General features: G+C 30.0%; 24 protein-coding genes and 2 tRNA genes. 2 read left to right on the plus strand and 24 right to left on the minus strand.

Features of this window, described 5'->3' with window-relative positions:
* Window positions 1-800: 800 nt before the first annotated feature.
* Complete coding sequence (locus tag IU405_RS13175; RefSeq protein WP_197439079.1) at window positions 801-1,985, minus strand: sensor histidine kinase; 1,185 nt, start codon at window positions 1,983-1,985, stop codon at window positions 801-803.
* A 79-nt stretch (window positions 1,986-2,064) separates the two neighbouring features.
* On the opposite strand from IU405_RS13175, the gene IU405_RS13180 reads away from it, so the two are divergent.
* The gene (locus IU405_RS13180; protein WP_197439080.1) at window positions 2,065-2,814 is read left to right on the plus strand and encodes a LytR/AlgR family response regulator transcription factor; all 750 of its coding nucleotides are present in this window, start codon (window positions 2,065-2,067) and stop codon (window positions 2,812-2,814) included.
* 22 nt (window positions 2,815-2,836) lie between these two features.
* The gene (locus IU405_RS13185; RefSeq protein ID WP_197439081.1) at window positions 2,837-3,226 is read left to right on the plus strand and encodes a response regulator; all 390 of its coding nucleotides are present in this window, start codon (window positions 2,837-2,839) and stop codon (window positions 3,224-3,226) included.
* A gap of 7 nt (window positions 3,227-3,233) precedes the next feature.
* Here the strand turns inward: IU405_RS13185 and IU405_RS13190 are convergent, their stop codons facing one another.
* From IU405_RS13190 to IU405_RS13300, 23 genes are all read right to left on the minus strand, one after another.
* On the minus strand, window positions 3,234-3,629 hold the full coding sequence (locus IU405_RS13190) for a response regulator (protein ID WP_197439082.1): 396 nt from the start codon (window positions 3,627-3,629) through the stop codon (window positions 3,234-3,236).
* A 4-nt stretch (window positions 3,630-3,633) separates the two neighbouring features.
* Window positions 3,634-4,065 (minus strand): response regulator, encoded by a 432-nt coding sequence (locus IU405_RS13195; RefSeq protein ID WP_231749739.1) that lies wholly within the window; start codon window positions 4,063-4,065, stop codon window positions 3,634-3,636.
* Window positions 4,066-4,140: 75 nt separating this feature from the next.
* Window positions 4,141-9,093, minus strand: a complete 4,953-nt coding sequence (locus IU405_RS13200) for a PAS domain S-box protein (protein ID WP_197439083.1) — start codon at window positions 9,091-9,093, stop codon at window positions 4,141-4,143.
* 204 nt (window positions 9,094-9,297) lie between these two features.
* A tRNA-Pro gene (locus tag IU405_RS13205) sits at window positions 9,298-9,371 on the minus strand.
* 62 nt (window positions 9,372-9,433) lie between these two features.
* A tRNA-Thr gene (locus IU405_RS13210) sits at window positions 9,434-9,507 on the minus strand.
* A gap of 296 nt (window positions 9,508-9,803) precedes the next feature.
* The gene (locus IU405_RS13215; protein WP_197439084.1) at window positions 9,804-11,108 is read right to left on the minus strand and encodes a cryptochrome/photolyase family protein; all 1,305 of its coding nucleotides are present in this window, start codon (window positions 11,106-11,108) and stop codon (window positions 9,804-9,806) included.
* Complete coding sequence (locus IU405_RS13220) at window positions 11,092-11,574, minus strand: SRPBCC family protein (RefSeq protein WP_197439085.1); 483 nt, start codon at window positions 11,572-11,574, stop codon at window positions 11,092-11,094. Before IU405_RS13220 ends, IU405_RS13215 begins: the two co-directional genes overlap by 17 nt.
* Before the next feature lies 1 nt (window position 11,575).
* Window positions 11,576-12,040 (minus strand): TspO/MBR family protein, encoded by a 465-nt coding sequence (locus tag IU405_RS13225; protein WP_197439086.1) that lies wholly within the window; start codon window positions 12,038-12,040, stop codon window positions 11,576-11,578.
* Entirely contained in the window at window positions 12,040-12,219 is a 180-nt protein-coding gene (locus tag IU405_RS13230) for a Lacal_2735 family protein (protein WP_197439087.1), read from the minus strand. Before IU405_RS13230 ends, IU405_RS13225 begins: the two co-directional genes overlap by 1 nt.
* A 4-nt stretch (window positions 12,220-12,223) precedes the next feature.
* Complete coding sequence (locus IU405_RS13235) at window positions 12,224-12,694, minus strand: glutathione peroxidase (protein ID WP_197439088.1); 471 nt, start codon at window positions 12,692-12,694, stop codon at window positions 12,224-12,226.
* Between the two features lie 3 nt (window positions 12,695-12,697).
* Window positions 12,698-13,381 carry an SDR family NAD(P)-dependent oxidoreductase gene (locus tag IU405_RS13240; protein ID WP_197439089.1) on the minus strand — a complete coding sequence of 228 codons (684 nt, stop codon included), beginning with the start codon at window positions 13,379-13,381 and terminating at the stop codon, window positions 12,698-12,700.
* A 4-nt stretch (window positions 13,382-13,385) separates the two neighbouring features.
* A complete protein-coding gene (locus IU405_RS13245; protein WP_197439090.1) occupies window positions 13,386-13,601 on the minus strand; it encodes a hypothetical protein in 216 nt (71 codons plus the stop codon).
* Window positions 13,602-13,674: 73 nt separating this feature from the next.
* Window positions 13,675-13,902 (minus strand): hypothetical protein, encoded by a 228-nt coding sequence (locus IU405_RS13250; protein ID WP_197439091.1) that lies wholly within the window; start codon window positions 13,900-13,902, stop codon window positions 13,675-13,677.
* A 28-nt stretch (window positions 13,903-13,930) separates the two neighbouring features.
* On the minus strand, window positions 13,931-14,629 hold the full coding sequence (gene folE, locus IU405_RS13255) for a GTP cyclohydrolase I FolE (RefSeq protein ID WP_197439092.1): 699 nt from the start codon (window positions 14,627-14,629) through the stop codon (window positions 13,931-13,933).
* 63 nt (window positions 14,630-14,692) lie between these two features.
* Entirely contained in the window at window positions 14,693-14,968 is a 276-nt protein-coding gene (locus IU405_RS13260; RefSeq protein ID WP_197439093.1) for a TIGR03643 family protein, read from the minus strand.
* A gap of 1 nt (window position 14,969) precedes the next feature.
* Window positions 14,970-15,398, minus strand: a complete 429-nt coding sequence (locus IU405_RS13265; RefSeq protein ID WP_197439094.1) for a hypothetical protein — start codon at window positions 15,396-15,398, stop codon at window positions 14,970-14,972.
* A gap of 90 nt (window positions 15,399-15,488) precedes the next feature.
* Window positions 15,489-16,976: a cryptochrome/deoxyribodipyrimidine photo-lyase family protein gene (locus IU405_RS13270; protein ID WP_197439095.1), complete on the minus strand. Its 1,488-nt coding sequence runs from the start codon at window positions 16,974-16,976 to the stop codon at window positions 15,489-15,491.
* The gene (locus tag IU405_RS13275; RefSeq protein WP_197439096.1) at window positions 16,966-18,498 is read right to left on the minus strand and encodes a cryptochrome/photolyase family protein; all 1,533 of its coding nucleotides are present in this window, start codon (window positions 18,496-18,498) and stop codon (window positions 16,966-16,968) included. Before IU405_RS13275 ends, IU405_RS13270 begins: the two co-directional genes overlap by 11 nt.
* 52 nt (window positions 18,499-18,550) lie before the next feature.
* The gene (locus IU405_RS13280) at window positions 18,551-19,858 is read right to left on the minus strand and encodes a DASH family cryptochrome (RefSeq protein ID WP_197439097.1); all 1,308 of its coding nucleotides are present in this window, start codon (window positions 19,856-19,858) and stop codon (window positions 18,551-18,553) included.
* Window positions 19,828-19,968 carry a DUF2256 domain-containing protein gene (locus IU405_RS13285; RefSeq protein WP_197439098.1) on the minus strand — a complete coding sequence of 47 codons (141 nt, stop codon included), beginning with the start codon at window positions 19,966-19,968 and terminating at the stop codon, window positions 19,828-19,830. Before IU405_RS13285 ends, IU405_RS13280 begins: the two co-directional genes overlap by 31 nt.
* A 2-nt stretch (window positions 19,969-19,970) precedes the next feature.
* Window positions 19,971-21,392 carry an SDR family oxidoreductase gene (locus IU405_RS13290; protein ID WP_197439099.1) on the minus strand — a complete coding sequence of 474 codons (1,422 nt, stop codon included), beginning with the start codon at window positions 21,390-21,392 and terminating at the stop codon, window positions 19,971-19,973.
* A 2-nt stretch (window positions 21,393-21,394) separates the two neighbouring features.
* Window positions 21,395-22,018 (minus strand): flavin reductase family protein, encoded by a 624-nt coding sequence (locus tag IU405_RS13295; RefSeq protein ID WP_197439100.1) that lies wholly within the window; start codon window positions 22,016-22,018, stop codon window positions 21,395-21,397.
* Window positions 22,019-22,181: 163 nt separating this feature from the next.
* Window positions 22,182-24,545, minus strand: coding sequence for a DUF2309 domain-containing protein (locus IU405_RS13300; RefSeq protein WP_197439101.1), 2,364 nt, complete (start codon window positions 24,543-24,545; stop codon window positions 22,182-22,184).
* Between the last annotated feature and the right edge of the window lie 2 nt (window positions 24,546-24,547).

Genomic DNA, 24,547 nt, shown 5'->3' on the forward strand with positions numbered 1-24,547 from the left:
GGTTTTAGGGAACTTTTTTTTAGGGGTTTTAGGGGTGTATTTATGAACTTTATATTCTTATTTACACAGTAAAATTACATCTTAAATTTCATAAAAACTCTAAAAATCGTCTTTGGTAAGCATTCGTATTAAAGAAGAAATAACTGTGTTCTTTTTAGGAATAACTGTTTTTTCTTACAATAAACGTTATCAGTTTTTGGGCAATAAAAAAATCTTCTAGAATATTTAGGGGTCGATTCTAGAAGATTTTCAGTCTTAAGGGGGTTAGGGGTACTTTTTTTAGATTAGGGGTTTTCGGGGGTTTTTTGGTGAACTTTATAAACTGTTTGATATAGCAAATTTACCTCATTTAAACCATATAATATTGAAAAACAGTGTTTGGTAAGTATGTGATCATAGAGGGATATAAGTGGCTGATTTTTGGGAATAAGTGGTTTAATAATGAATTTTGATATATTTTTTAATCTAATTCTTACATATCAATAATTAAAAAATAATGAAAAAAAATTCTTAAACAAAAAAAAACTCCTAGAATTCGGGGGAATATTCTAGGAGCGGATTCTACCAATTTAATTGCTAGGAAAAACTAAAAAATCACTATGAAACTTTATTATTAACGCAGCAAAATTATATCAATTTTATTTTAGGAATTCAAAAATATAATTGCAGTTAGCAACTGATTTTCACATAAAATAAGTGTATGGTTTTTGGGAATAAGTGGTTTATAATTCAAAAACAAATATTGTTGTTTCCGAAAATAGTTAGGTAAGAAATAGATTGGTTTTTTTATATGAAGATAATTATTTTGGAACTTTTACAATAAAAGTTGTTCCTTCATTTAAAACAGAATTTACATGGATACTGGCTTTTAAATTGTCTGCTATTTTTTTGCAGATTGCCAGTCCTAAACCAGTCCCTTCGTATTTAGAATTTGAATGCAAACGTTTGAATGGTTTGAAAATATAGTCAAAATAGTCAGATTCAATACCAATTCCGGTATCTTTTATAGATAATATCCAAGAATCAATTTCTTCTTTAGCACTTATCTCAATAGTCAAAGGTTCAGTATCCTTTTTATATTTGATAGCATTTGATAAAAAGTTAGTAAACAGCACTGTAAATGCAATTTTGGAAGAAAATAAAGTGGGTAAATTAGTACAAATCAATTTTGGTTTTTCTTGAATTGTGCATGTTAAACTATTAAAAAGTTCGGTTACTAATTCATTGAGATCAAATTTTTCAAAGTTTCCAACAGCATTCGTACTTTTACTATATTCCAACAAATTGTTGATTAAATCGTTCATTTTACCCGTACTTTGAAGTATAAATCCAATATACTTCTCGTCTTTTTCATCCCATGTTGAATGATACTTTTTGTCAATTAATTTCGTAAAAGAATCAATAGCTCTCACTGGCGCTTTTAAATCATGAACAGCCATGTAAGCAAAATCTTCCATGTCTTTTGAATATTGTTCAATCTTTACTTGATATTCATTAACTAATTTTGTTTTTGCACGTAATTCTATCAAATATTCTACATGTTTTGATAAAATCACCAACATTTCTTTTTGTTCCTCAGTTAATATTTTTACTTCATAATCAATCACACATAAAGTTCCTAAAGCAACACCTGATTTTGATTCTAATGGAACGCCATAGTAAGAAACAATTTTCGGATTTTCATAGACTAATGGATTTTCTATAAAACGAACGTCTTTTCTTGCGTCTTCTACAATAAAAATTTCATCGGGTTTTTCGATTGCCAATTTACAAAATGCTTGTTCTATAGGGGCTTCTGTGATTGATATTCCAAATCTTGATTTGAAAAGCTGTTTGTGAATGTCTAAAACTGTAATTAAGGCAACAGGAGTTTTACAGATTTTTGATGCTAATTCTGTAATATCATCAAACATTTTTTCTGATGCTGTATCTATTAGATTCAGTTCAATAAGTGCTTTTTGTCTTTCAATATCAGAGATTGTCATTTTTAATGAGGGTTTTTGCTATAAATATACTAAATTATTTGTATTTTTGAAGTGACCCACAACAATTATACAACTTTTAATGAAGGTTTTACAAGCAATAGTTATTGAAAATGATTTGGATGTAATTAAATTGCTCAAACAATTTGAAATTGAAAATTCAGTTCTATTTTCAGTTATAGCTTTTGTAGATGATTGTAAAAATATTACTTCACTCATCAATGAAAAAAAACCTGATGTGTTATTTATCTGTAAAGATCAGTTTACCTATGACCCCAAAATTTTAAACGATTTAACTGTTCGTAAACCTAAAATAATCATTGCATCTAAAGATAAATGCGATGCTTATGAAGCGTTTGGTCACAATGCCATCGACTTTTTATTGAAACCTTTAAACACAAATTCACTCATAATTTCTATTTATAAAACAATCAAATACTTAGAAATGGAAACTGTTTTTCAAGATGATGTGCTAGGAAAAATTAAAACAATCAATTCGTTACAACAAAAGTTCGAATATGTTTCAATAGCATCTGTTGATAAAATTGAATTGTTAAAAATTGAAGATATTATATTTTGCAAAGCTGATGGAAAATATACCGAGTTTTACACAACTAATGATGCTAGAATGATTTCAAGCAGAAATTTAGGAGAATATACACTAACTTTAAGCAATAATTTTTTTAGAATTCATCATTCTTATATTGTAAATATCAAATATTTAGTAAAAATAATTAAGAATAACGGACTATTTTGTGAATTAAAGAACGGACACATTTTGCCAGTTGCAAAAAGAAGACAAGAAGAATTTATGAAATTTATCAACCATTAATACATTTTAAAAACAAAGAACAATGAGCTTCAAATACAAAAAAATAATGATTATTGATGACGATGCTATTGATAATTATTTGGTGAATGTTCTGATCAAAACCAATCAAATAGCCGAAACTGTTTTGGAATTTGATAATGGAGAAAAAGCAATAGAATATTTACAAACAAATAGAGATATTCACGACAATTTGCCGGAATTAATTTTGTTGGATATTTATATGCCAAGAATGAATGGAATAGAATTCATAGAAAAATTAGATGAATTAGATATTCCTTGTGGAAAAAAATGCAAAATTTGTGTGGTTTCTAGCAGCATTAATGACAATGATATTCTGAGAACAAAATTGAATTCTAATGTTTTTAAATATACTACCAAACCAATTACGCCAGAGTTTTTATTATCTTTATGACAAAATTTTAAACAACAAATTCAATAGTTTCTTTCAGAATATTTGGATTTAAATCGTCTTTCATCAACAAATTAGATACCCCCAATTTTTTACTTTCTTGAACAATTTTTTCGTTTTTATGACCAGATAATAAAATTATTGGAGTTGAATCTGCATGAAGTAGGAGATTTTGAACCAACTCTATATCACTTGAATCTGGTAAATGTAAGTCAGAGAAAATGACTGAAATTTTATTTCTATTATTTTTTATAAAATCTATTGCTGTATTAAAATTTGCACAGTGATTTATAAAAATATTTTCAAAAGATTCTTTTAAATATTCTTCTAGTAAAAAATAATCTCCAAGATTATCTTCAATTACTAAAACATCCAATTGAGTTATTTCAGTAAGGGTCTTTGCCATTGAGTTATTCTGATAATGTTGTTAATTGCAACCAAAATTCTTTAATTTTTAAAATAGCATCTAAAAAATCTTGAATTTCAACTGGCTTTGTAATATAACTATTTGCGTGATTTTCATACGCTTTATCAATATCTTGCTGATTTGAAGAAGTGGTAAGCATAATCACTGGAATTTTTTTTAGTATAGGATCTTCTTTGATTTTTATAAGCACTTCATGACCATTAAAAATGGGCATGTTAATGTCTAAAAGAATCAAATCTGGTTTTTCAACATTTGAAAAAGATCCTTTTTTGTACAAAAAATCAAGCGCTTCTTGACCATTTCTGGCAACACTTATTTTTGAATCAATTTTGCTTTCTTCAAATGCATCAATAGTTAAAATAATATCACCTTCATTGTCTTCTACTAAAAGGATGTGTGTCTTATTTATTTTCATAACTAATTTATTGGGAGTTTACAAAAATATAAACAAATCTGATTGATTTTTTATTTTTTTTAAATTTACAAAATTTTATGACTTTTCGATGCTTTTGGGTATTGTAAAAAAGAAAGTAGCTCCTTCATTAATATTAGAAATTACTCCAATGATACCTCCCCAAGATTCTACTTGTTTTTTAGCAATTGCCAATCCAATGCCTGTTCCTTCATAGGTTTCTTTGTTATGAAGTCGTTGAAAAATAACGAATATTTTTTCATGGAATTTTGGATCAATTCCAATACCATTGTCTTGAACAAAGATTTTAAAGTAATTTTCATCTTCTTCAGAATAAATATTTACTCTTGGAAAAATATCTTTTCTAGAATATTTTAAAGCATTGTCAATTAATCCGTGAAGTGTTTGAATGAATGGTGATTTGAAACATTGAATGATGGGCATATTTCCTACATTTAATTCAACATTTTTATCGATAATTAGTTGTTTTCTAAGAAACTCATATTCCAAAATAATATCCATCACAGCAAAAGTTTCTGGAGTTTCATTGATTTTTCCTGCTCTTGAATACTCTAATAAATCAAGAATAATTTTTTTCATTCTTCTAGCTCCATCAGTCGCAAAATGAATGTATTGCATTCCTTTTTCATCCAATTGAGTTTCGTATTTTCTTTTCAATAAATCCATAAAGCTAGAGATCATTCGCAAAGGCTCTTGCAAGTCATGAGAGGCAATAAAAGCAAATTGCTCTAATTGTTCGTTTGATAATTCAAGGTCTTTGGCATACTTTCTTAAGGATTCATTCAGCGCAATTAATTCTAATTCTTGTGCTTTTTGTTTTGTCAAATCAGCAATTGAACCAAACATTTTCTCTACTTTTCTTTCTGAATTTCTAATAAATATTCCTTTGTCAATGACAAATAAAATAGTTCCATCTCTTTTGATAAAGCGATATTCTTCAGCCCATTTTAAAATAGTTGGATCTGCAATGGCATCAAAAATACTTTTTCGAACTCTTTCAACATCTTCTGGATGGATTTGGTCCAACCATAATTTTGAACTTGGTTTTACAGTTTTTAAATCATATCCTAAAATTGTTTCAAAACCTGCTCCCCAATAGTGAGAATCATCAATAATTCCCCATTCATAAATGGCATCACTTGTTGCTTCAGCCACTTTTCCAAAACGTTCATTGGCTTCAATTAATTTCAAATCAGCCTCTTTTCGTTGTGAAATGTCTTTAAAATATACGGATAAACCTTCCTTTGAAGGATAAGCTGCAATCTCTAACCATTTTTTTAATGTAGTGGAGTATATTTCTATATTTAAAGTTTCTTTTGTTTCTAATGATTTTTTTAAACTTTTATAGATTCCAAAATTAATACCGTCATTAAATACTTCTCGAATATTTTCTCCTACAATTTCTTCTCTATTCTTTCCAACTAAAACCTCTGCTTGTTTGTTCCAGTAAGTAACTCTCCAATATTTATCAACAGCAAAAAAGGCATCACCAATACTTTCTAATATTTTATTTTTTTCATTTAAAATTTTTAAAATCCTCTCATCAGCTAGCTTTTTCTCAGTAATGTCAATACGGATTGCCATATACTGAAATGGTTGCATATTTTCATCTAAAAAGGGAATGACAGTGCTCAAAGCCCAATAAAGAGTACCGTCTTTAGCTCTATTTTTCACTTCGCCTCTCCAAACTTTTCCAGCCTTAATTGTATCCCAAAGAACTTTAAAAAAGGCTTTTGAATGGTATGTTGAATTGATAATTTTATGCGTATTTCCTTCTAATTCTTCTCTTGAATATTTTGAAAGTTTGCAAAAATTATCATTTACATCTATTATGATTCCATTTTTATTGGCAATGGTTATACTTGCAGATTGATCAAGTGCAAGTTTATAATCTTTTAAATTTTTTAAACTTTCTTGAAGTGCAATTTCATTTAGTTTTTGTTTATTGATATCTTGAATACTTCCATAAATTCTTATGACTTTTCCATTGATTATCTCAGCATTTCCATGAGTTCTAATCCATATTTCATTATTTTTAGCAGTAATCAAGACTGCTTCAAAATTGTATGGTTTTCCATTTTTTATACAATCTTGAACTCTGCAAGTAATTAAATCTTGAAAATCTTTTCGATAAAAATTAATTGCCGTGTCAATATTTGGATTAAAATCAGTTACCGATGTTTCATGAATTTCATGAACCATGTCTGACCAAAATAATTGGTTACTGATCAAATCAACCTCCCAACTTCCTATTCTGGCTAATTTTGACGTTTGCTCTAATAATTCTTTGTTTTTTTCTTCATAAGTAACATCTAAAACAACTGAGTTAAAAAGTGTTGTGCCATCAATTAAATAACTTGGAGTTCCTAATCCTAAATAGGTTTTAACTTCACCATTTGGTTTCACATTTCGCCATGTTGCAGTCCATTTTGATTTTGACGTCATAGAATCTAAAACGGTTTGTTTGATACGTTCTAAACTTCCACCAAGTTCAATTTGTTTCCAAACTTTATTTACATTTTCTAAAACTTCATCTGGGCTATATCCCCAAAGTTCATATGAACCTTTTGTAACGTATCTAATAGAATCAGTTCCATCAGGATGTATTAAATATTGATATGCAACACCTGGTAAATTATCTGCTAAAGATTGATATCGTAATTCAGTTTGTTTACGTTCGTTTATATCTTGAAAACTACCAAAAACTCTAAGGCATTTTCCATTAACAAATTCAGCATTTCCAATGCTTTTTATCCATAATTCATTATTTTTCGCGGTAACTAAAACAGCTTCAAAGTTGAATGGAGTTCCAAATTCTATACAGTTAGAAACATTTTTTGCAACTAAATCTTTAAAATCGTCTCTATAAAAATTGATTCCTGAATCAACACTTGGTATATGATTCTTAGGATCCGTTTCATGAAGTTCATGAACCATATCAGTCCAATATACCTTATTATTGATCAAATCAACCTCCCAACTTCCAATTCTGGCTAATTTTGATGTTTGTGTAGTTAGGTCTAGAAGTCTTATTTCTTGTGTAATATTTTTTGCAGAAGCATAAATTAATCCTTCCTCTAAATTAATGTTGCTTGTCCAACTCAACCAAACAATTTCTCCATTCTTTTTAATGTATCTGTTTTGAAAATTGAGAGTTTTGTTACCATTATTGAGATTTTTTAAATCTGAATTAGAAATGTTTTTATCCTCAGGATGAATAAATTTTTCATAATTGTAATGCAATATTTCATCCTCTTGATGTCCAAGGATTTCACATCCTGCTTTGTTTATTTTTAAAAACGTACCATTCAAGTCAGTTACACAAATCAAATCAGGAACAGCATCATACAAATGATTTAAATCATTTTCGAGTTTTTTACGATTGATTTCAGATCCGATAAAATCTTTTAAATCTTCGAGGGTTGTTTGATGGTTTATTAGATATTTAGAATTGTTTTTTGTTCCAACTATCATTATACCAATTACTTCATTATTAAATAAAAGTGGGATGCCAAGCACAGTATTGATTCCTGAGCTTTTAGCGGCGTCTTTTCTAATAAAATCTAAGTTTTCACTAACATCACTCCAAAGAACTGACGATTTTTTTTGCCATACCAATCCAGGAATTCCCTCTTGTGGAAGTATAGAAGTTTTATTGAATGATGATTTATAAAACTTTTCAGCAATTTTTGAGTTGCAAATTTTTGAGATAAGATTTATTTTTGTTTTATCAAGGTTTGGTAACCATATTTCTGCAAAATCAAAATTTCCAAAATCACAAATTGTTTGGCAAACTTTTTTTGTTGAAGATATTAATGAATTTTCATCTTTAAAATTAGTACTAATTTTAGCTAATAAATCTTTTTTAAGTTGGGTTTGTTTTTCTTTTGTGACATTTTTTTGGATTGAAATCCAATTTGTATAAGCACCAGTTTCGTTAGTAATGGGTGTTACCGATAATTTTACCCAAAATTCGTCACCATTTTTCTTATTATTTAATACCGTTATTTCACAGGGTTCCCGATTTTTTAAAGCTGTTTTAAGTTTTTCTAATTCATTTTTATCTGAGTTAGGTCCTTGCAAAATGCGGGGAGTTTTTCCAATAATTTCTTCTGCTGTATAACCAGTCATTTTTGTAAATGCCTGATTTACATAAATAATTTTAGGTCCCGAATTTTCTATAGGTTCAGCTTCAGTTATAACAATAGCATCTTTGGTGTTTTTAATGACGTTTTCAAGTAATCTTAACCTTTCTTCTTCTTCTTTCCGTTCTGTAATATCTTGAACAGTCCCTTCTAGACTTATTGGAACTCCGTTTTCATCACTTTTTACACTAGCAATTTCATGAACCCATTTTACAGATGAATCAGGTAAAATAATTCTATGGATGGCATCATGAAAACCATCATCTTTAATGGATTTTTTATATCGCTGCAAAAGATTTTCCAAGTCATTTGGATAAATGGTATCAAGAACACTTTGAAGGCTTGACTGTTTTTTTTTATTTTTTCCACCCCAAATTTGACTGACTTCTTCTGTCCAAGTAATTGTATTAGTTGCAAGTTCAAGTCTCCAATAACCTAATTTAGCAATATTTGCAGCTTCTTTTAGTTGTTCTTCAGTTTTTATAAGTTTTGCAAGTTGAACTTGTTTTTCAGTTACATCTTGAGAAATATTTAGGATACATTTTTTATTGTTGAAGTTTACTTTATGACCAACAATATCCATTTGAATAAGGTTGCCATTCTTTTTTTGATGAGATAAAATTCCGAATTGAATTTTTCCTTCAGTTGTATCAATATTTCTTAAAAAGTCGTCTAATTTTGAAAAATCTTCTTTTGGCCCTAAATCTCTTAAAGTAAGAGAAAGAAACTCTTTTCTGGAATATCCATAAAGTTCTATTGCAGCCGCATTTACTTCTAAAATTTGAAATGTTGCAATTTCATAAATCCAAGAAGGAAGAGGATTTAAATTGAAAAAATCAGTACAATTAATCTCTATTTCACCCATTTCAAATTCAAAAGTTAAAAAACTTTTATGTAAATCTTTCGATTATACGTTTGTTAGTTTTATCGACATGAGTAAAAGTAGTGAAAATAAGTTAAAATTATTCAATAATATTATTTTAAAAATATCAAAAAATAAGTATTTATTTTAACCAAAATGTGAGTTGTAATAAAGTTGTAATTATTTGAAAATGAAACATTAAAATTGTCGGGATGACAGGATTTGAACCTGCGACCACACGACCCCCAGCCGTGTACGCTACCAGACTGCGCTACATCCCGAAAATTATTAAAATATGTAAAAAAGAAAAGTCTCAAAAACTCATTTTGAGACTTGTATGTTGAGCCGATAGAGGGACTCGAACCCACGACCTGCTGATTACAAATCAGCTGCTCTAGCCAGCTGAGCTACATCGGCTTTTTTGATGGCGCAAATTAAACATAAAAAAAGAAGATGTACAAGAAAAAAAATCAGGAATAGTTTTTTTTATCAATTAACCTGTTGGCTACAATTAAATTTTAAAATTAATTTGCCACAAATTCACGGATTTTTTATACCTATGAATCCTATAAATCTGAATTTTCATCTAAGATGAAAACAATTATTGGGATGAATTCCTTAAAATTGGTGAATTCGTGGAAAAAAAAACTATTTCATTATTCAATAAAATAATTAGACCCAATAGGTTATCAATTATTAATTTCTTTGGAAATTTATTCTAAAGCTTCTTTATACACTTTCAAACAACGTTCTCTTGCAAATGTATGTTCAACTATTGGTTTTGGATAGGTAAATTCTTGAAAATCTGGCACCCATTTTTTAATGTAGTTTAATTTTTTATCAAACTTTTCAATTTGAGAAGTTGGATTAAAAATTCTGAAATAAGGCGCTGCATCTACTCCTGAACCTGCAACCCATTGCCAATTCCCAACATTGCTCGCCATTTCGTAATCGTGTAATTTTTCAGCAAAATAGGCTTCTCCCCATCTCCAATCAATCAGCAAATGTTTGCATAAAAAACTACCAACCAACATTCTGACTCTGTTGTGCATAAAACCAGTTTCATTCAATTGACGCATTCCTGCGTCCACTAAAGGATAACCAGTTTTTCCTTCGCACCAAGATTTGAATTCTTCTTCATTATTTCTCCATAAAATTCTGTCGTATTTCGATTTGAAACTTTGAGAAACTGTATGCGGAAAATGCCATAAAATTTGCATAAAAAATTCTCGCCAAATCAATTCTTGCCAAAAGATTTCATTTTCTTCAGCAATCGCTTTTTGAATCATTTTTCTGATACTTACCGTCCCAAATCTCAAATGAGGTCCCAAACGTGATGTGGAATCTTTTTCAGGGAAATTTCGGGTTTCTTCGTATTCTTGAATCAATTTTGAAGAAATTGTAAAAGGCAATACTTTTTGAGTTGAAATTGTAAAACCAATATCAGAAAGTGTCAAATTTGGAAAATCGATATTTTTTACCAAATTATTAAGCAAACTTTCTGATGGATAAAAAGTAAGTTCGGTTTCTTTAAACCTCACTTTCCAAGCTTTCATATAAGGTGTATAAACCACGTAAGGAGTTCCATCTTTTTTGACAATTTCATTTTTTTCAAAAATTACTTGGTCTTTAAAAGTTCTAAATCCAATATTTTTTTCTTTAAGAAAATAAGCTATTTCTTGATCACGTTTTGATGCATAAGGCTCGTAATCGTGATTGGTGAAAACAGTTTCAATGATATATTTTTCAGTTATTTTTTCAAAAATAGGTAAAGAATTTCCATGAAAAATGGCTATTCCGCTTGAAAAACTTTTTTCAAGTTCAGTATGCATTTCCTGCAAAGTTTCATGGATAAATGAAACTCTAGCATCGTTTTTGGGCAATTTATCTAAAATTTCCGAATCAAAAATAAAGAGGGGTAAAACTGGATTTCCAGATTTTAATGCGTTAAAAAATCCAACATTATCATCCAATCGCAAGACTCTACGAAACCAAAATAAATTAATTTTTTCCTTCATTAGATTGATATTCTCCAAATAATTCCAGTAGTTTTTGTTGTCTGTAATTGAATATTTCTTCCAATTTTGGCTTCACTAAAAATGGATGTACCAATTGCCCTAATATTCCCAAAGGGACTTTATAATCAATGATATCTTCCAATTCAACTCCACCTTCAATCTCATGAATAAAATGCTTGTGATGCCACAAAGCATAAGGTCCATATAATTGAATATCAACAAAATATTTTTTTTCTACATAGTGTGTGATTTCAGAAACCCATTTTGTTTTGATACCCAAAATTGGGGTTACTAAATATTGTATAATTTGTCCTGCAAACATTGGTTTTTCTGCTCCAGAAATGATGTCAAAACTCATGTAATCTGGAGTTATGATTTTTAAATTTCTTGGATTTGATAAAAATTCCCAAGCTTCATTTAAACCAATTGGCAATTGTTGCTTTTTGTGTAACGTGTAAATTTTCATCTTAATTATGCACTAAAACGTAGAGGTTTAGTGAAGTTGCTATACATAACCAGACCATGTATGGCAACAATAAATATTTATATTTTCCAATATTTTTACTCAAATTAAAGTAAAAATAGAAAATTACAGCCGTAAGTAAAACAATACCTATCAATGCTGTAAATACCAAATGTTGATTGAAAAACAAGTAATTCCAACTTACATTCAATATAAATTCAATCAGAAAAATACTGAAAATCAATTTTTTATTGATTTCTGATGTGAAAAGCTTTGCTAAATAAATGGAAAAACAAATCATTATTGTTGTCCAAGCGACCCCAAAAACCCAACCTGGAGGAGTCCAAGGAGCTTTGTTTAGGCTAGAATACCAATCGGAAGTTGGTCCTTCATTCATTAAAAAACTTCCAATTGCCAATCCTCCAAAATTAATGGCTAAGAAAATGAACACAAACGAAATTTGTTTCATTAGTTTTTATTTTTAGATTCAAAAATAGCTATTTTTTGAAGAATTGTATCTGCTTCAAGATACTTTTGATCACTTTCACTTCTGTTGATAGATTGCAATTTATAGCCTTCCTCCATCAGTTTTTTATACTGGTCTTGTAATTTTTCTACTTCTGATTTCTTTTTAAATACTCCAAACATGGTTTTATTTTAGATGATTGATGATTTTTGAACTAGTTGGTTTTGTAATAGAAAAATAATAATCAATCAAATGGCCATTTTTATCGATCAAGTATTTTTGAAAGTTCCATTTTACAGAGGAACTTTTGTTTCCATTCAAACTTTTTGAGGTCAACCAAGCATACAATGGGTGTTGATTGTCTCCCTTAACGTCGATTTTTTCAGTCATCAAAAATGAAACTCCATAGTTCATTTCACAGAATTCTTGAATTTCAGAGGCATTTCCTGGTTCTTGTTTTCCAAATTGATTGCAGGGAACTCCAATAACTACTAATTTTTCTTTGTAGGATTGATATAATTTTTCTAAATCTTCATATTGAGGCGTAAAACCGCATTTAGAAGCTACATTTACAAATAGTAAATACTTGTTTTTGAAATCAGAAAAATGAATTGGTTTTCCTTGAAGACTGTTTATTTTGATGTCGTAAATATTCATTTTTTAAATTTTAAAGCTTACAATGCCACAATCCAATTCAAAAATTTGTCCTGAAATTGATAACGCATTGTCTGATATTAAAAAATGTGCCATTGCTGCAACTTCTTCAGGATGTAAAAATTTTTTCAATGGATGACGTTCTGTGATATTTTCAATCATTTTTTCGTTTCTCAATAATTTGGAAGCTAAGTCAGTATTTGTCACTGTTGGAGCAATTGCATTGACACGAATTGTTGGGGCTAATTCAGCGCCCAAAGATTTTGTCAAGCCTTCAACAGCAGATTTTGCAGCGGCAACACTGGCATGAAAAGGCATTCCCAATTTTGCAGCAACAGTGCTAAAAAGTACGATGGAAGGATTTTTACCATTTTTCAAATCAGGTAAAAAATGTTGGATTGCTTTGACTGCACCAATCACATTAATTTCAAAATCTTCTCTAAATTCCTCTAATTTTAATCTTGAAATTGGTTTTAAATTGATGCTTCCAGGACAATAAATCAAACTATCAATTGCTTCAATTGCAGGTAATTCATCTGTCAAAATATCACAAGAATAGTGTGTAAAATTTTGATGAATTTCTGCTGGTTCATTTCTGCTAATATTAATTACCTGATTTTCAGAAACTAATAAATTTACAATAGCATTTCCAATTCCTCTACTTCCGCCAATAACGACTATTTTTTTCATTGTATTAAGGTCTTCCTTTTAAACGCTTTTCGATTTTTTGTTTCACGAGTGTCAAGCGTTTCATTTGATCCATAATTTCAGGATCTTTTTTTGTTTTGTAAAATTCGTTCAATTCAAGAATTAAGGCTTTCACTTCTCTTGATGCCAAAATTCTTTCGCTAGTTGTTTTGAACGCGAAATTTCTGTTCTCAAATTCTTGCGCTCTTTCTAATAATTCCATTTTAAATCGGGTAATTTTATAACTTCCGAATATAAGTATTTCAATTAGATTAGCAAGACAAATATTCCTAAAATTATGCAGCAGGAACTTTAAAGCCTTTCAATCGCTTTTCTATTTTTTGCTTGATAGCTGTTAATCGTTTCATGATTTCCATGATTTGCTGATCTTTATTCTGTTTATAAATTTCATTCAAACTTAAAATCAATGATTTTACTTCTCTTGACGCCAAAATTCTGTCACTTGTAGTTACGAATTTCATCGGTCTTTGCTCAAACTCAAGAGCTCTGTGTATGATGTCCATAAATTTAGTAATTTAACGTAGGTTGAATTTAATAATTTAATGTGTTTTGTAATTCTGCAATTTTTTCTGGAGTATTGAATGCTCCTCCAAAATAAGAGGTTACTGTTGCTGAAGTGTCATCTTTGATTCCTCTTGAGGAAACACACAAATGTTTTGCATCTATAATGACTGCAACATCTTCAGTTTGTAAAACAGCTTTTAATTCTTCAGCAATTTGGTTTGTCAAACGTTCTTGCACTTGTGGTCTTTTTGCAAAATATTGAACAATTCTGTTCAATTTAGACAATCCAATTACTTTTCCAGAGGAAATGTAAGCTACATGTGCTTTGCCGATAATTGGCACAAAATGATGCTCACAATTGGAATAAAATGTAATATTTTTTTCAACCAACATTTGGTTGTATTTATATTTGTTATCAAACAATGCCACTTTTGGTTTGTTTGCAGGATTTAATCCAGAGAAAATCTCGTCAATATACATTTTTGCAACTCTGTTTGGAGTTCCTTTCAATGAATCGTCAGTTAAATCTAAGCCCATTACGTCCATAATTTCTGCAAATAAGGAAGTAATTTTTTTCTTTTTTTCTTCATCAGAAATGGCAAAAGCATTTGGTTTCATAGGAGTTTCAATTCCTGTGTACAAATGATCGTCTCCAATTTCTTCAAATGAAAAACCATTGAATTTTTGCTCTGTTTCTTTTTCTTTTAATACGACTTCTGTAATCATCTTTTTGTTTCTTTTTAATGTGCTGTCTTTAAGTACTCCAAGCTTAAAAGCAAAGCACGAGGTTTATCTTTTTGATATAGAGTTATTTGATATTGATTTTTGTCTTGTACATTTAAAACGACCTTGTTCAAAAGTTCGTAATTTTTCGTGTTTTGTTTTTCGTCCTTGAACGCGTTCTCTCCACATTTTGAAACTTTTTGGTTTCATTTCTTTTCGCATCAATTCAATGACTTCTTGTTCTTTTAATCCAAATTGAAATTGAATCGCTTCAAAAGAAGTTCTGTCTTCCCAAGCCATTTCTATAATTCTATCGATTGCTATTTCGTCTAAATTTTCCATCTTAAAAAGATTCAAATTCATAGAGTTTGTTATTTTCAATCTTTAAATCAATCAATTTGTCGAGAAACTTTTTATTTTCTTTCAACAAATTATTCTTTTTAAATTTTACGAAATTTCCTTGTGCATGAATACTAAATGTTACTGTGTTGTAAATATGCAATTGATAAAAGGGAATTGCCCAACTGAAATTTTTTAAACCTTTATTGATGTGAATCAAAATGCCCTTTTCGCGCAATTCAATACTTCCATAATTGATATCAGAAACTGCATTCATTAAGTTAGAAAAATGTTGACTCACTTGTTCAATCATCATTCTTTTTGAACCAGTTCCACCCATTCTTATAGATTGTAAAAATGAATATGGCTTTCCTAACAAGTCATCAAAAACTTCTTTGGCTTCTTTATTTGAATATGTAGTATCGTACATCATAACTACATCAAAGATAGTTATGTTTAACGTAATAATTAAAAAGTTAAACAGATATTAACAAAAAATTATATTTTGTATTATTTTGAATCGTTATTCACTTTTCAACATTCGAGTTCTATCAGACAAAGTATGTCTTTTTAAAATCCTTCTGTTTTCAACAACAACTGTGGCATCATTTCTCAAGTTCCAAAGAATTTCACTCGCTTTTTTCCTTGCTGAGCTTGCATTTACAATTGGAAAAGGATAGTCAACTCCCAATTCAAAATTGTTAAATTGTTGGTCTAAAGGAGTCATCAAATACGGTTCGTGAATGAATGGTAAAGGCAGATTTTTCAATTCAGGAACCCATTCTTTTATGAATTGTGCATCTTCATCATGCTCCAAACTATTTTTCACTGGATTGTAAATTCGGATATTGTTGATGCCAGTTTCTGCAGCTTGCATTTGCAATTGGGGAAAGTGAATTCCGGGCTCAAAATCCAAAAACATTTGCGATAAATGATGCGTAGCTTCTTGCCAAGGTTGCCACAAAATATGCGTTAAAAAAGAAACTAATAAGGAACGCATTCTAAAATTCAAATAACCAGTTTCATTCAAACAACGCATACTTGCATCTACCAATGGAAATCCTGTTTTTCCTTCAATCCACGCTTTTTTATACTCTGTAGAAATGCTTTTTTTTAGTTTGTGATAGCCTTTATTGATGCTCGCATTTTCCATAGTATGTTCCATTTCAAACTTTTGAATAAAATGCGCTTGCCAACGCAATCTGGAAATGAATGGACCTAAATGACGTTTATTTTGCTCGTTTTTACTATTCTGAGCTTTTTGAAAAACTTGCCTAATGGATACATTTCCCCAAGCAATATAAGGTGACAATCTACTGCTACTTTTTCTAGATAATGCAGGTTTCGAAATGTGAAACATGTATTCTTTATGTCGTTCTTCAAAAAAAGAATTGGCATATTTCCAAGCCATTTTTGTACCTCCTTTTTGAAATATTTTATTTTCAGGAGTTGATAAATCAGTTGTTAAAAATGATTTTTCTAGCATATTTATTTCATCAATGCTAATGAATTTTTCAGCCTGAAATTCAATTTCAAATTGCGGTAAATTCATATATTCTTCCCATTTCTCGAACCAATCTTCTCTATTGACTAAACCTCTTAACACACCATTATTGTTGTTTTCAATCCAATTGATGGAGTTGTTTCTGCAATATCTTTTAAATTCTTTGTCTCTGTTGAATGTAATTAGTAAACCTGTTTCTTGATGAGAAAAAACGCTGTGAATCGTGTAAGAATTTAATAGCTGATTGAACGCAGTAACAACCTCTGTGGTTACTGTTAAAATTTTTGTATTGAATGCTTTCAAATCGTCGTTCATATCTGTCAAAGATTGTTTGATAAAGTTCCAATGACGTTCATGATAATGAGGATCTTCTTGTAACGATTTTTCAAAAACATATAAAAATAATACTCGTTTGTTAGATGATAAAGCATTGAAAATAGCCTCATTATCTTGAAAACGTAAATCGCGTTTTAGCCAAATTACCGATATTTCTTCTCTAATATTCATCCAAATGATTGATTATATGAGTTGCTTTTTCTTGAATTTTTTGCAATTCTGATTTCGGCATTTTATCCAATACGCTATACATCATTTTCATTCTAAAATTCGAGTTTAGTTTTTCTCTTTTTTCATCTAAAAAGTTCCAATACAAACTATTGAATGGACAAGCATTTTTAGTTGTTTTTTCTTTGTAATTATAGGTACATGAATCGCAATAATTACTCATTTTTTGGATATAACTTCCTGATGAAACATAAGGTTTTGTCGCTATTTTTCCTCCATCTGCAAACTGACTCATGCCTCTTGTGTTGGGCAGTTGCACCCACTCAATCGCGTCCACATAAATCCCCAAATACCAAGCATCAATTTTATCAGGATGAATTTGTGTGAGCAAAGCAAAATTCCCAGTAATCATCAATCGCTGAATGTGATGTGCATAACCATTGTCTAGAGAATTGTGAATCGCATTTTTCAAACAATTCATTTTAGTTTTTCCTGTCCAGAAAAAATCAGGTAGTTTATGCTGATTTTCTAAAAAATTTTCTTCTTTGTATTGTGGCATCAGCATCCAATACATGCCTCGCATATATTCTCGCCAACCAATAATTTGTCTGATAAATCCTTCCACTTGAGAAATATCAATTTCATCCCATTTTTCACGATACGTTTCCAAGACTTTTTCAACAATTTCTTTTGGAGAAATCATTTTAGTATTCATCGCAAAAGACAATTTTGAATGAAATAGAAAAATATTATCTGTATGCATAGCATCTTGATAATCACCAAAATGCACTAATAAATTAGAGCAGAAATAATCCAATTGCGCTAAAGATTGTTTTCTGTTTATAGGATATTCAAAGTATGTTGAATTGATTTTTCCAATACTTTTTACAGAAGCAATTTCAAGTTCTTTCACAATTTCTGTAACATCATTGTCGAAGTTTTTCTGTGGTGGAATCAATATTTCTTGGTGCCATTTTTTTCTGTTGGATTTGTCATAATTCCAAATGCCACCTTCAGGTTGGTTGTTGACCATCAAAACTTGATGTTTTTTTCGCATTTCGCGGTAAAAATTCTCCATCAAGAATTGTTTTTTTCCTTTGAAAAAAGTTCCTAAATCCTTTCTTTCAGTATAAAAATGTTCTGTTGAGAAAACTTCGGATTCAATACTTATTTCTTTACAAAAATCTGACAATTGCTTGTCCAATCTATATTCATCAGGTTCTTGATATTCAAACTTTTGAATCGAGTTTTCAGTAAAAAGTTGCAAAAGATTTTGTGTTAAATGTTGTTTGTTTTTTACGTCGTTAATTTTATAGTAAATAACATTGTGATTTGCCTTTTGTAAGTCATCCCCAAAGTTTCTCATTGCTGCAAAAAAGCCCGCTATTTTTTGAATATGATGTGTTACATAATCTGTTTCTTGACGCATTTCAAAAAGACAATATATCACATTTTCATCTACTTTAGAAAACCAAGAATGATTGCTATTTAATTGATCTCCAAGAAGTAAACGTAGTTTATTCATTATTTTTTATTGATATTTTTTATGCCTGAAAGGTCTTTGAGACCTTGCAATATTAAAATAAGGTTTTTTCTAACCAAAGATTTCTAAATTTATAATTTCCATCATAATTCTGCGCTTGCAATTGTGTGTTGAATTTTCGGTCTCTAGGATCATTTCCAACTCCAGAAACGTACATCCAATTTCCATAATTGCTATGTACATCATAATCCAATAACATCGATTCAAAATAAGCAGCCCCAATTCTCCAATCTTGCAATAATTCTTTGGCAAAATAGGAAGCTACATTTTGTCTTCCTCTGTTGCTCATCCAGCCAGTTTCCTTGAGTTCAATCATATTTGCGTTTACAAAATCATCTTTAGTTTTTCCATCAATCCAATTTTGAATAACTTTTGAATTGGTATTCCAATGATAACTTATATCCAAAATTCCATCAATTTTGAAGATTTTAGAACCATATTTTAATGAAATATATTTGAAATAATCTCTCCAAATCAATTCAAATATGACCCAGTAAGTAGATTCGTTAGAACCAAATTCTTTTTCAAATTGTTTGATTTTCCAGTAAATTGTTTTGGCTGATACACTGCCATTTGCCAACCAAGGAGAAAATTTTGTGCTATAATCGATTCCAACTAATCCGTTTCTAGTGTTTTTGTAAACGGACACTTTTTTGGTTTCAAAAAGATAATAATCCAATCTTTTAAGTGCTTCAGTTTCTCCGCCTTTAAAAGGAAAAGCCGAATTTCTATTGGTTTGAAAATCCTCAAAACCCAAGTCTTCCAATGTTGGAATCGCTGTTTTCGTATCAATCAAATTTGTTTCAGCCATTTTTGGAACTGAAATTTCAGCATCAATCCGTACTTTTTTCTCAACTCCTTTTCTAAAAGTGGTAAAAACATCAGGAATGTTTGAGAAATCTTTTGATACTGAATTTGGATGATATAAAAATTGATCAAAATCTTCCACAAATTTCAAATTTGGAAGTGCTTTTTTTAGAAGAGAATTCGTTTCTACTTCTTCATCTGTCCATTCTTTTTGAGTATAAATGGATGAAACCGTAAATTCCTTACATATTTTTGGGATTTCCTCTTCAGGACTTTTAAAATAGGTGAGAAGTGTGATGTTTACATCCGCCAAATTTCTTTTCAAATCAGCAACTGTTTCAATCAAAAATTTAGCTCTGAATTTTGCTGTTTTTTGAATTCCGAAAGCATCAATTTTAAAATACTTTGGATCAAAAAAATAAACTGCAATTACTTTTTCATGATGATACATTGCTTTAAAAAGCGAAGTATTATCAGAAATTCGTAAATTATTACGAAACCAAATTAAGCTTGTATTGTCTTGTTTCTTCTGCATTTTTCACTGCAATATTTTACATTTTCCCAGTTTTTCTCCCATTTTTTTCGCCAAGTGTAAGGTTTGTTGCAAGTCAAACAAATTTTTTGTGGAAGATGTTCTTTTTTCACTTTTACTTATTAATGTTGTTAATCATTCCGTTAAAAACAAACCAATGAAAAGGCATTACAGCATACCAATACAATCTTCCAGCAATTCCTGTGGGTCTGAAAGTGGCAGTTTGATGTATATAATTTCCCTCAATTTTGAACTCTAACCATGCTTCTCCAGGCAATATCATTTCTGCATATAGTAATAATTTTCCTTTTTCTTTATCGGCATAAATTACTCTCCAAAAATCCAATGCGTCACCTGCATTCAATTCTGTTGGATGTCTTCTGCCTCTTCTCAAACCTGCTCCACCAAAAAACTGGTCTAAAAACCCTCGAATTTTCCATAAAAAAGTACCATAATACCAACCCGTTTCTCCGCCAATTGCCCATATTTTGTCCAAAGATTTTTCCCTGTTTTTTAAGCTTCTTTTTTTGTGGTCTTTGAAACACCCAAATTCTGGAACATTGATAAATTCATGTACATAATTTTTGAGTTTTCCACTACTGATATAAGAATCTTTCCAACTTGAAAGAATGCTATTTTGTTCAATTTTTTTGAAAGCCAATTCCACAGCTTCTTTATAGCTCATAGGATGTACATTCAGAATTTTATTGATATTACTTTTATTGCCAATGACTTCTACACCCATTGAATTCACAAGAGAAGTTGCCAATTTATAAGAAGTTGATGTCACAAAATACAACCAATAGGATGATAACTTTGGTGTCATAATTGGCACTGTAATTATCCATCTTTTGAGTTTTCTAACTTCAGCAAATTGCAATAGCATTTCTTTGTAAGTCAGGATTTCTGGTCCAAAAATGTCATAAGATTGATTGAAAACTTCCTTTTTATTCAGTGAATTGAGAAGAAAACTCAACACATCTCTAATAGCCAAAGGTTGAGTTTTGGTATTCAACCATTTTGGTGCAATCATGGCTGGTAATTTTTCAACTAAATCTCTGATGATTTCAAATGACGAACTTCCAGAACCTACAATGATTCCAGCTTTGAAAGTTGTCAAAGCATATTTTGATGATGATAACGTATTTTCAACATTTTTTCTTGATAATAAATGTTTGGAAAGTTTGGTGTCATTGGTAATTCCGCTTAAATAAATAACTTGTTGAATACTTGATTTTTCGGCAAATCGTTTAAAATTCAGAGCACATTTTTCTTCTAAAATATGAAATTCTCTTGCAGAATTTGTCATTGAATGAATTAAATAATAAGCAAAATCAATATTTGTGGGAATTTTATCAATACTTTTTGAATCTAAAAAGTCAGCTTCAACAAGGACAATTTGATTTTTTCCTTTGTAATAATTTTTGGCTCTTTCCAAATCTCTTACTGGGCAAATTATGGTATATCCTTCGTTTAATAATAAAGGAATCAGACGTTTACCTATATATCCAGTTGCACCAGTAACAAGAATATTCATAATTAATTGATGTTTTTGGGTCTTTGATATGAAAGTTGTGTTTTAAATTTTGGAAGGGTATAGGTATCTAAACCATTAATGGCAACAACTTTTCCTTTTGATAAATTGATAAGTCCATCTTCTTGTAATAATGCATCATGAACAAACAATTCTTGAATTTGAGCAACAATCAAAATAACATCATTTGAAGAAATATAAATTTCTTCCATAAACTTCATACTCATCTGAACAGGCGCGTTTTTCACAAAAGGCGCTTTGAAATTTCCTTTGAATTCAGGTTCTAAATTAGTCATGTCAAATTCAGAAATTTCCTCAGTATATTTTGCAGACGTATGATGCGCATCTTCAATAATATCTTCCCAAATATGATTGATAGTGAAAATTCCAGTATCTAAAATATTTTTATAGGTATTTCTTGGGACAGTTGTAGGCCTTAAAATAAAACCAAGAGATGGAGGATTTGATCCTAAATGTGTTACAGAACTAAAAACCGCAACGTTTGTAATTCCATTTTCGGAGACAGTTCCTAATAGATTTGCGGATTTAAAACCAGAACAACTATTGATGAGGTTTATTTTATAGATTTTTTCTAAATCTTGAATGTCATTATAAGCGAAAAACTTCATGTTTCAAACTTTTTTAAGTTTTAACAAAGGTACAAATTGTTTAAAATATAATAATTTTTGTTAAACAAAAGTTACGTTAAAGTTTTCGCAAAGTAAAAAAATAAAAACTTCAGAGAAATCTGAAGTTTTTATTAGATTAAGTGCATTTAACATTCATAAATTATTACAAAACAGCTTCTTTTTCTTTTTTGTTGCTGTTTATTTCTGAAGTTGCTTTCCATTGAATTGATTTTTCATATTTAAAAATCTCATTTTTATTGGTTGGATCCATCACTAATAAATAAATCCACTCATTATCCAACAGTGTTTTTGTACCTGGATTTCTGGAAATAATATCTGAAACTCTATTTATTGGAGCTTGAATCATAACTGTCAATCGCAAAGGTTGATGATACATGTTTTCATCGGAAGCAAATAAGGATTGTAGTGGTAAGCCCATTTTTAAATCGCCTCCATTTCCTTGTACAACTCCAAATTGACCTGTAATATTGTGCGTTATTTTAGAGCCTCCACCGTAAATTGAATTATCAACTGTTGAAAAATAATAGTGGTTGTTAATCCATTGCGTAACAGTCATTGGTCCTTGAATAATTCCTTCAAGAGCCTTTCCTTCAGTGTCTAATTCCCACTCATAAGAATGTAAAAAACAACGACTTTCAAGGTTTGAATTTTTTGTTAAACTTCTTGGACCAACAATAAATCCAGCGTTTTTTGCAAGCCCCCATTCAGGTCTGGTTTCTCCCCAATTATTTGCTTTCTCTTCAGCTGAATTTATGCTGTTTCTTTTGTTTCCAAGTCGTTCTTGAGTTGCGGTTTTTTGTGCCTTTTTTAAATTCGTTTTTAAATTTTGCACAAGTTCTTTGTGAGAATTAGGAATTTCGGCGTCAAAAAGTACTATTTCATCAGTAGTAGTATTGTGTTCCGCACCAATGAAAACTGTGTTTTCAGGAATCATAATTTGATGTTTCTCTGCTAATTCTTTTTTAACTTCTGATAAATTTGCCAATTTAGCAAGCATTCTAGCATTGTGTCTTCCTGGACTCGCTGCGCAGGCACCACAATCTAAACTTGAACTAAATGGATTGTTCGCAGAATGACTTCCATGACCTGTAAAAACAACCAAAGGAGCAAATTGTTTCCAGCCCATTAAATCAAAAGCTGATTTTACAATTGCAACTTTTTCCTCTAAAGGAATTCCATAAGAATCATGGTTTTCAGTATTCGTTTTATGGATGTCAGGATGACATATATTTTCAGTTTTAGATGCTTTTTTATCTTCTAACTGATATAATTTTTTAGGGATTAATGTTCTTGCGATTAATGAAATTCCGTAAAAGAAACCTGCACCTTCCACAAATCCAAAAGCAGAAGGAATCATATTTTTGATTCTTTTTAGAAAGTAATTACGAAATTTTGATACTTCATTTTTATTTTTAAAAGCTTCAAATTGATTCTTTTTGTTTTCTTGTGGAATTTCGGAAACCTTATAAGCTGAGTTTAGGATTGGCGGACAAGATTTGCGTGTAATTCCATCGTTTAAACTCTCATAGTCCATAGCAATTCCAAAAAATCCTGCATAACCAAAAGTCTCGTAATTTCCTTTTGATTCTATATTTCTTCTGATTAGTTCAGATCGTGTATCAATACAAAACACCATTTGAGCATCAGGGATTTCAGATTTTTCAGTAGAAATTGACGTTGAAATTGATTCTTTTTTTAAGGTTTTTACCAACTGATTTTGCCAACTTTTTTCCCAAGCTTTTAATAAAATATATTGAAGTTGTGGAATTGAGGGATCTATAATGTTTTCGGTATTTTTTGGTAAAATTGATAAATTTAACTTTTGAGTTGTCCAAAGTCTTACTGCTAAATAATCAACCAAATCAATAGGAAATTCTTGCTGCCAATCTGTGTTTGAATGTGTTCTATGGTTTATATACCCTACCCAGCCAGGAAGTGAAGCTAAATGATGTGTAAAAATTGATTGATATTCATTTTCTGAATATCCCTCTAAAACTAATTTTAAAGTGTCAATACTTTTTTTAGGAATTTCTTTGAGCGATGTTTTTCCTGTATCAGAATCATAAATCACCAAAAGCCTCCAAGCTGCATAAAATCCTTCGCTTTTGAATGGCATATCCCATTCAGCAAGGCCTTCATCCATAAAAGAAGCTAACCATTTTGCCATGATTACATCCACAGCATGATTTTTATTAAGAGTTTCTTTTTCAGTTTTTGATGCAATCAAATTAAAATAATATTCAGGTTTTTCTAAAAATCCTTGTTTAGTTAGAAAATCAACTAAGATATTTTTATCAATGTCACCTCTTTCAAAAGCTTGTTGAAACAATTTTACTGATGGAAAAGCATTCGCATTGAAATTGTTTTTTGCCAAACTAACAGCTTCTTCAAAAGGAGCGTTTTCATATCCTGATAATGGATTTGAAGCTACAAAAGTGTATAAAGGCCAAGTTTTACCTATTACTTTTGACGCTTCATTGATGCTGTTTATGATATATTGACACATAA

Source organism: Polaribacter sp. BAL334, assembly GCF_015767435.1.
Lineage (GTDB): Bacteria > Bacteroidota > Bacteroidia > Flavobacteriales > Flavobacteriaceae > Polaribacter.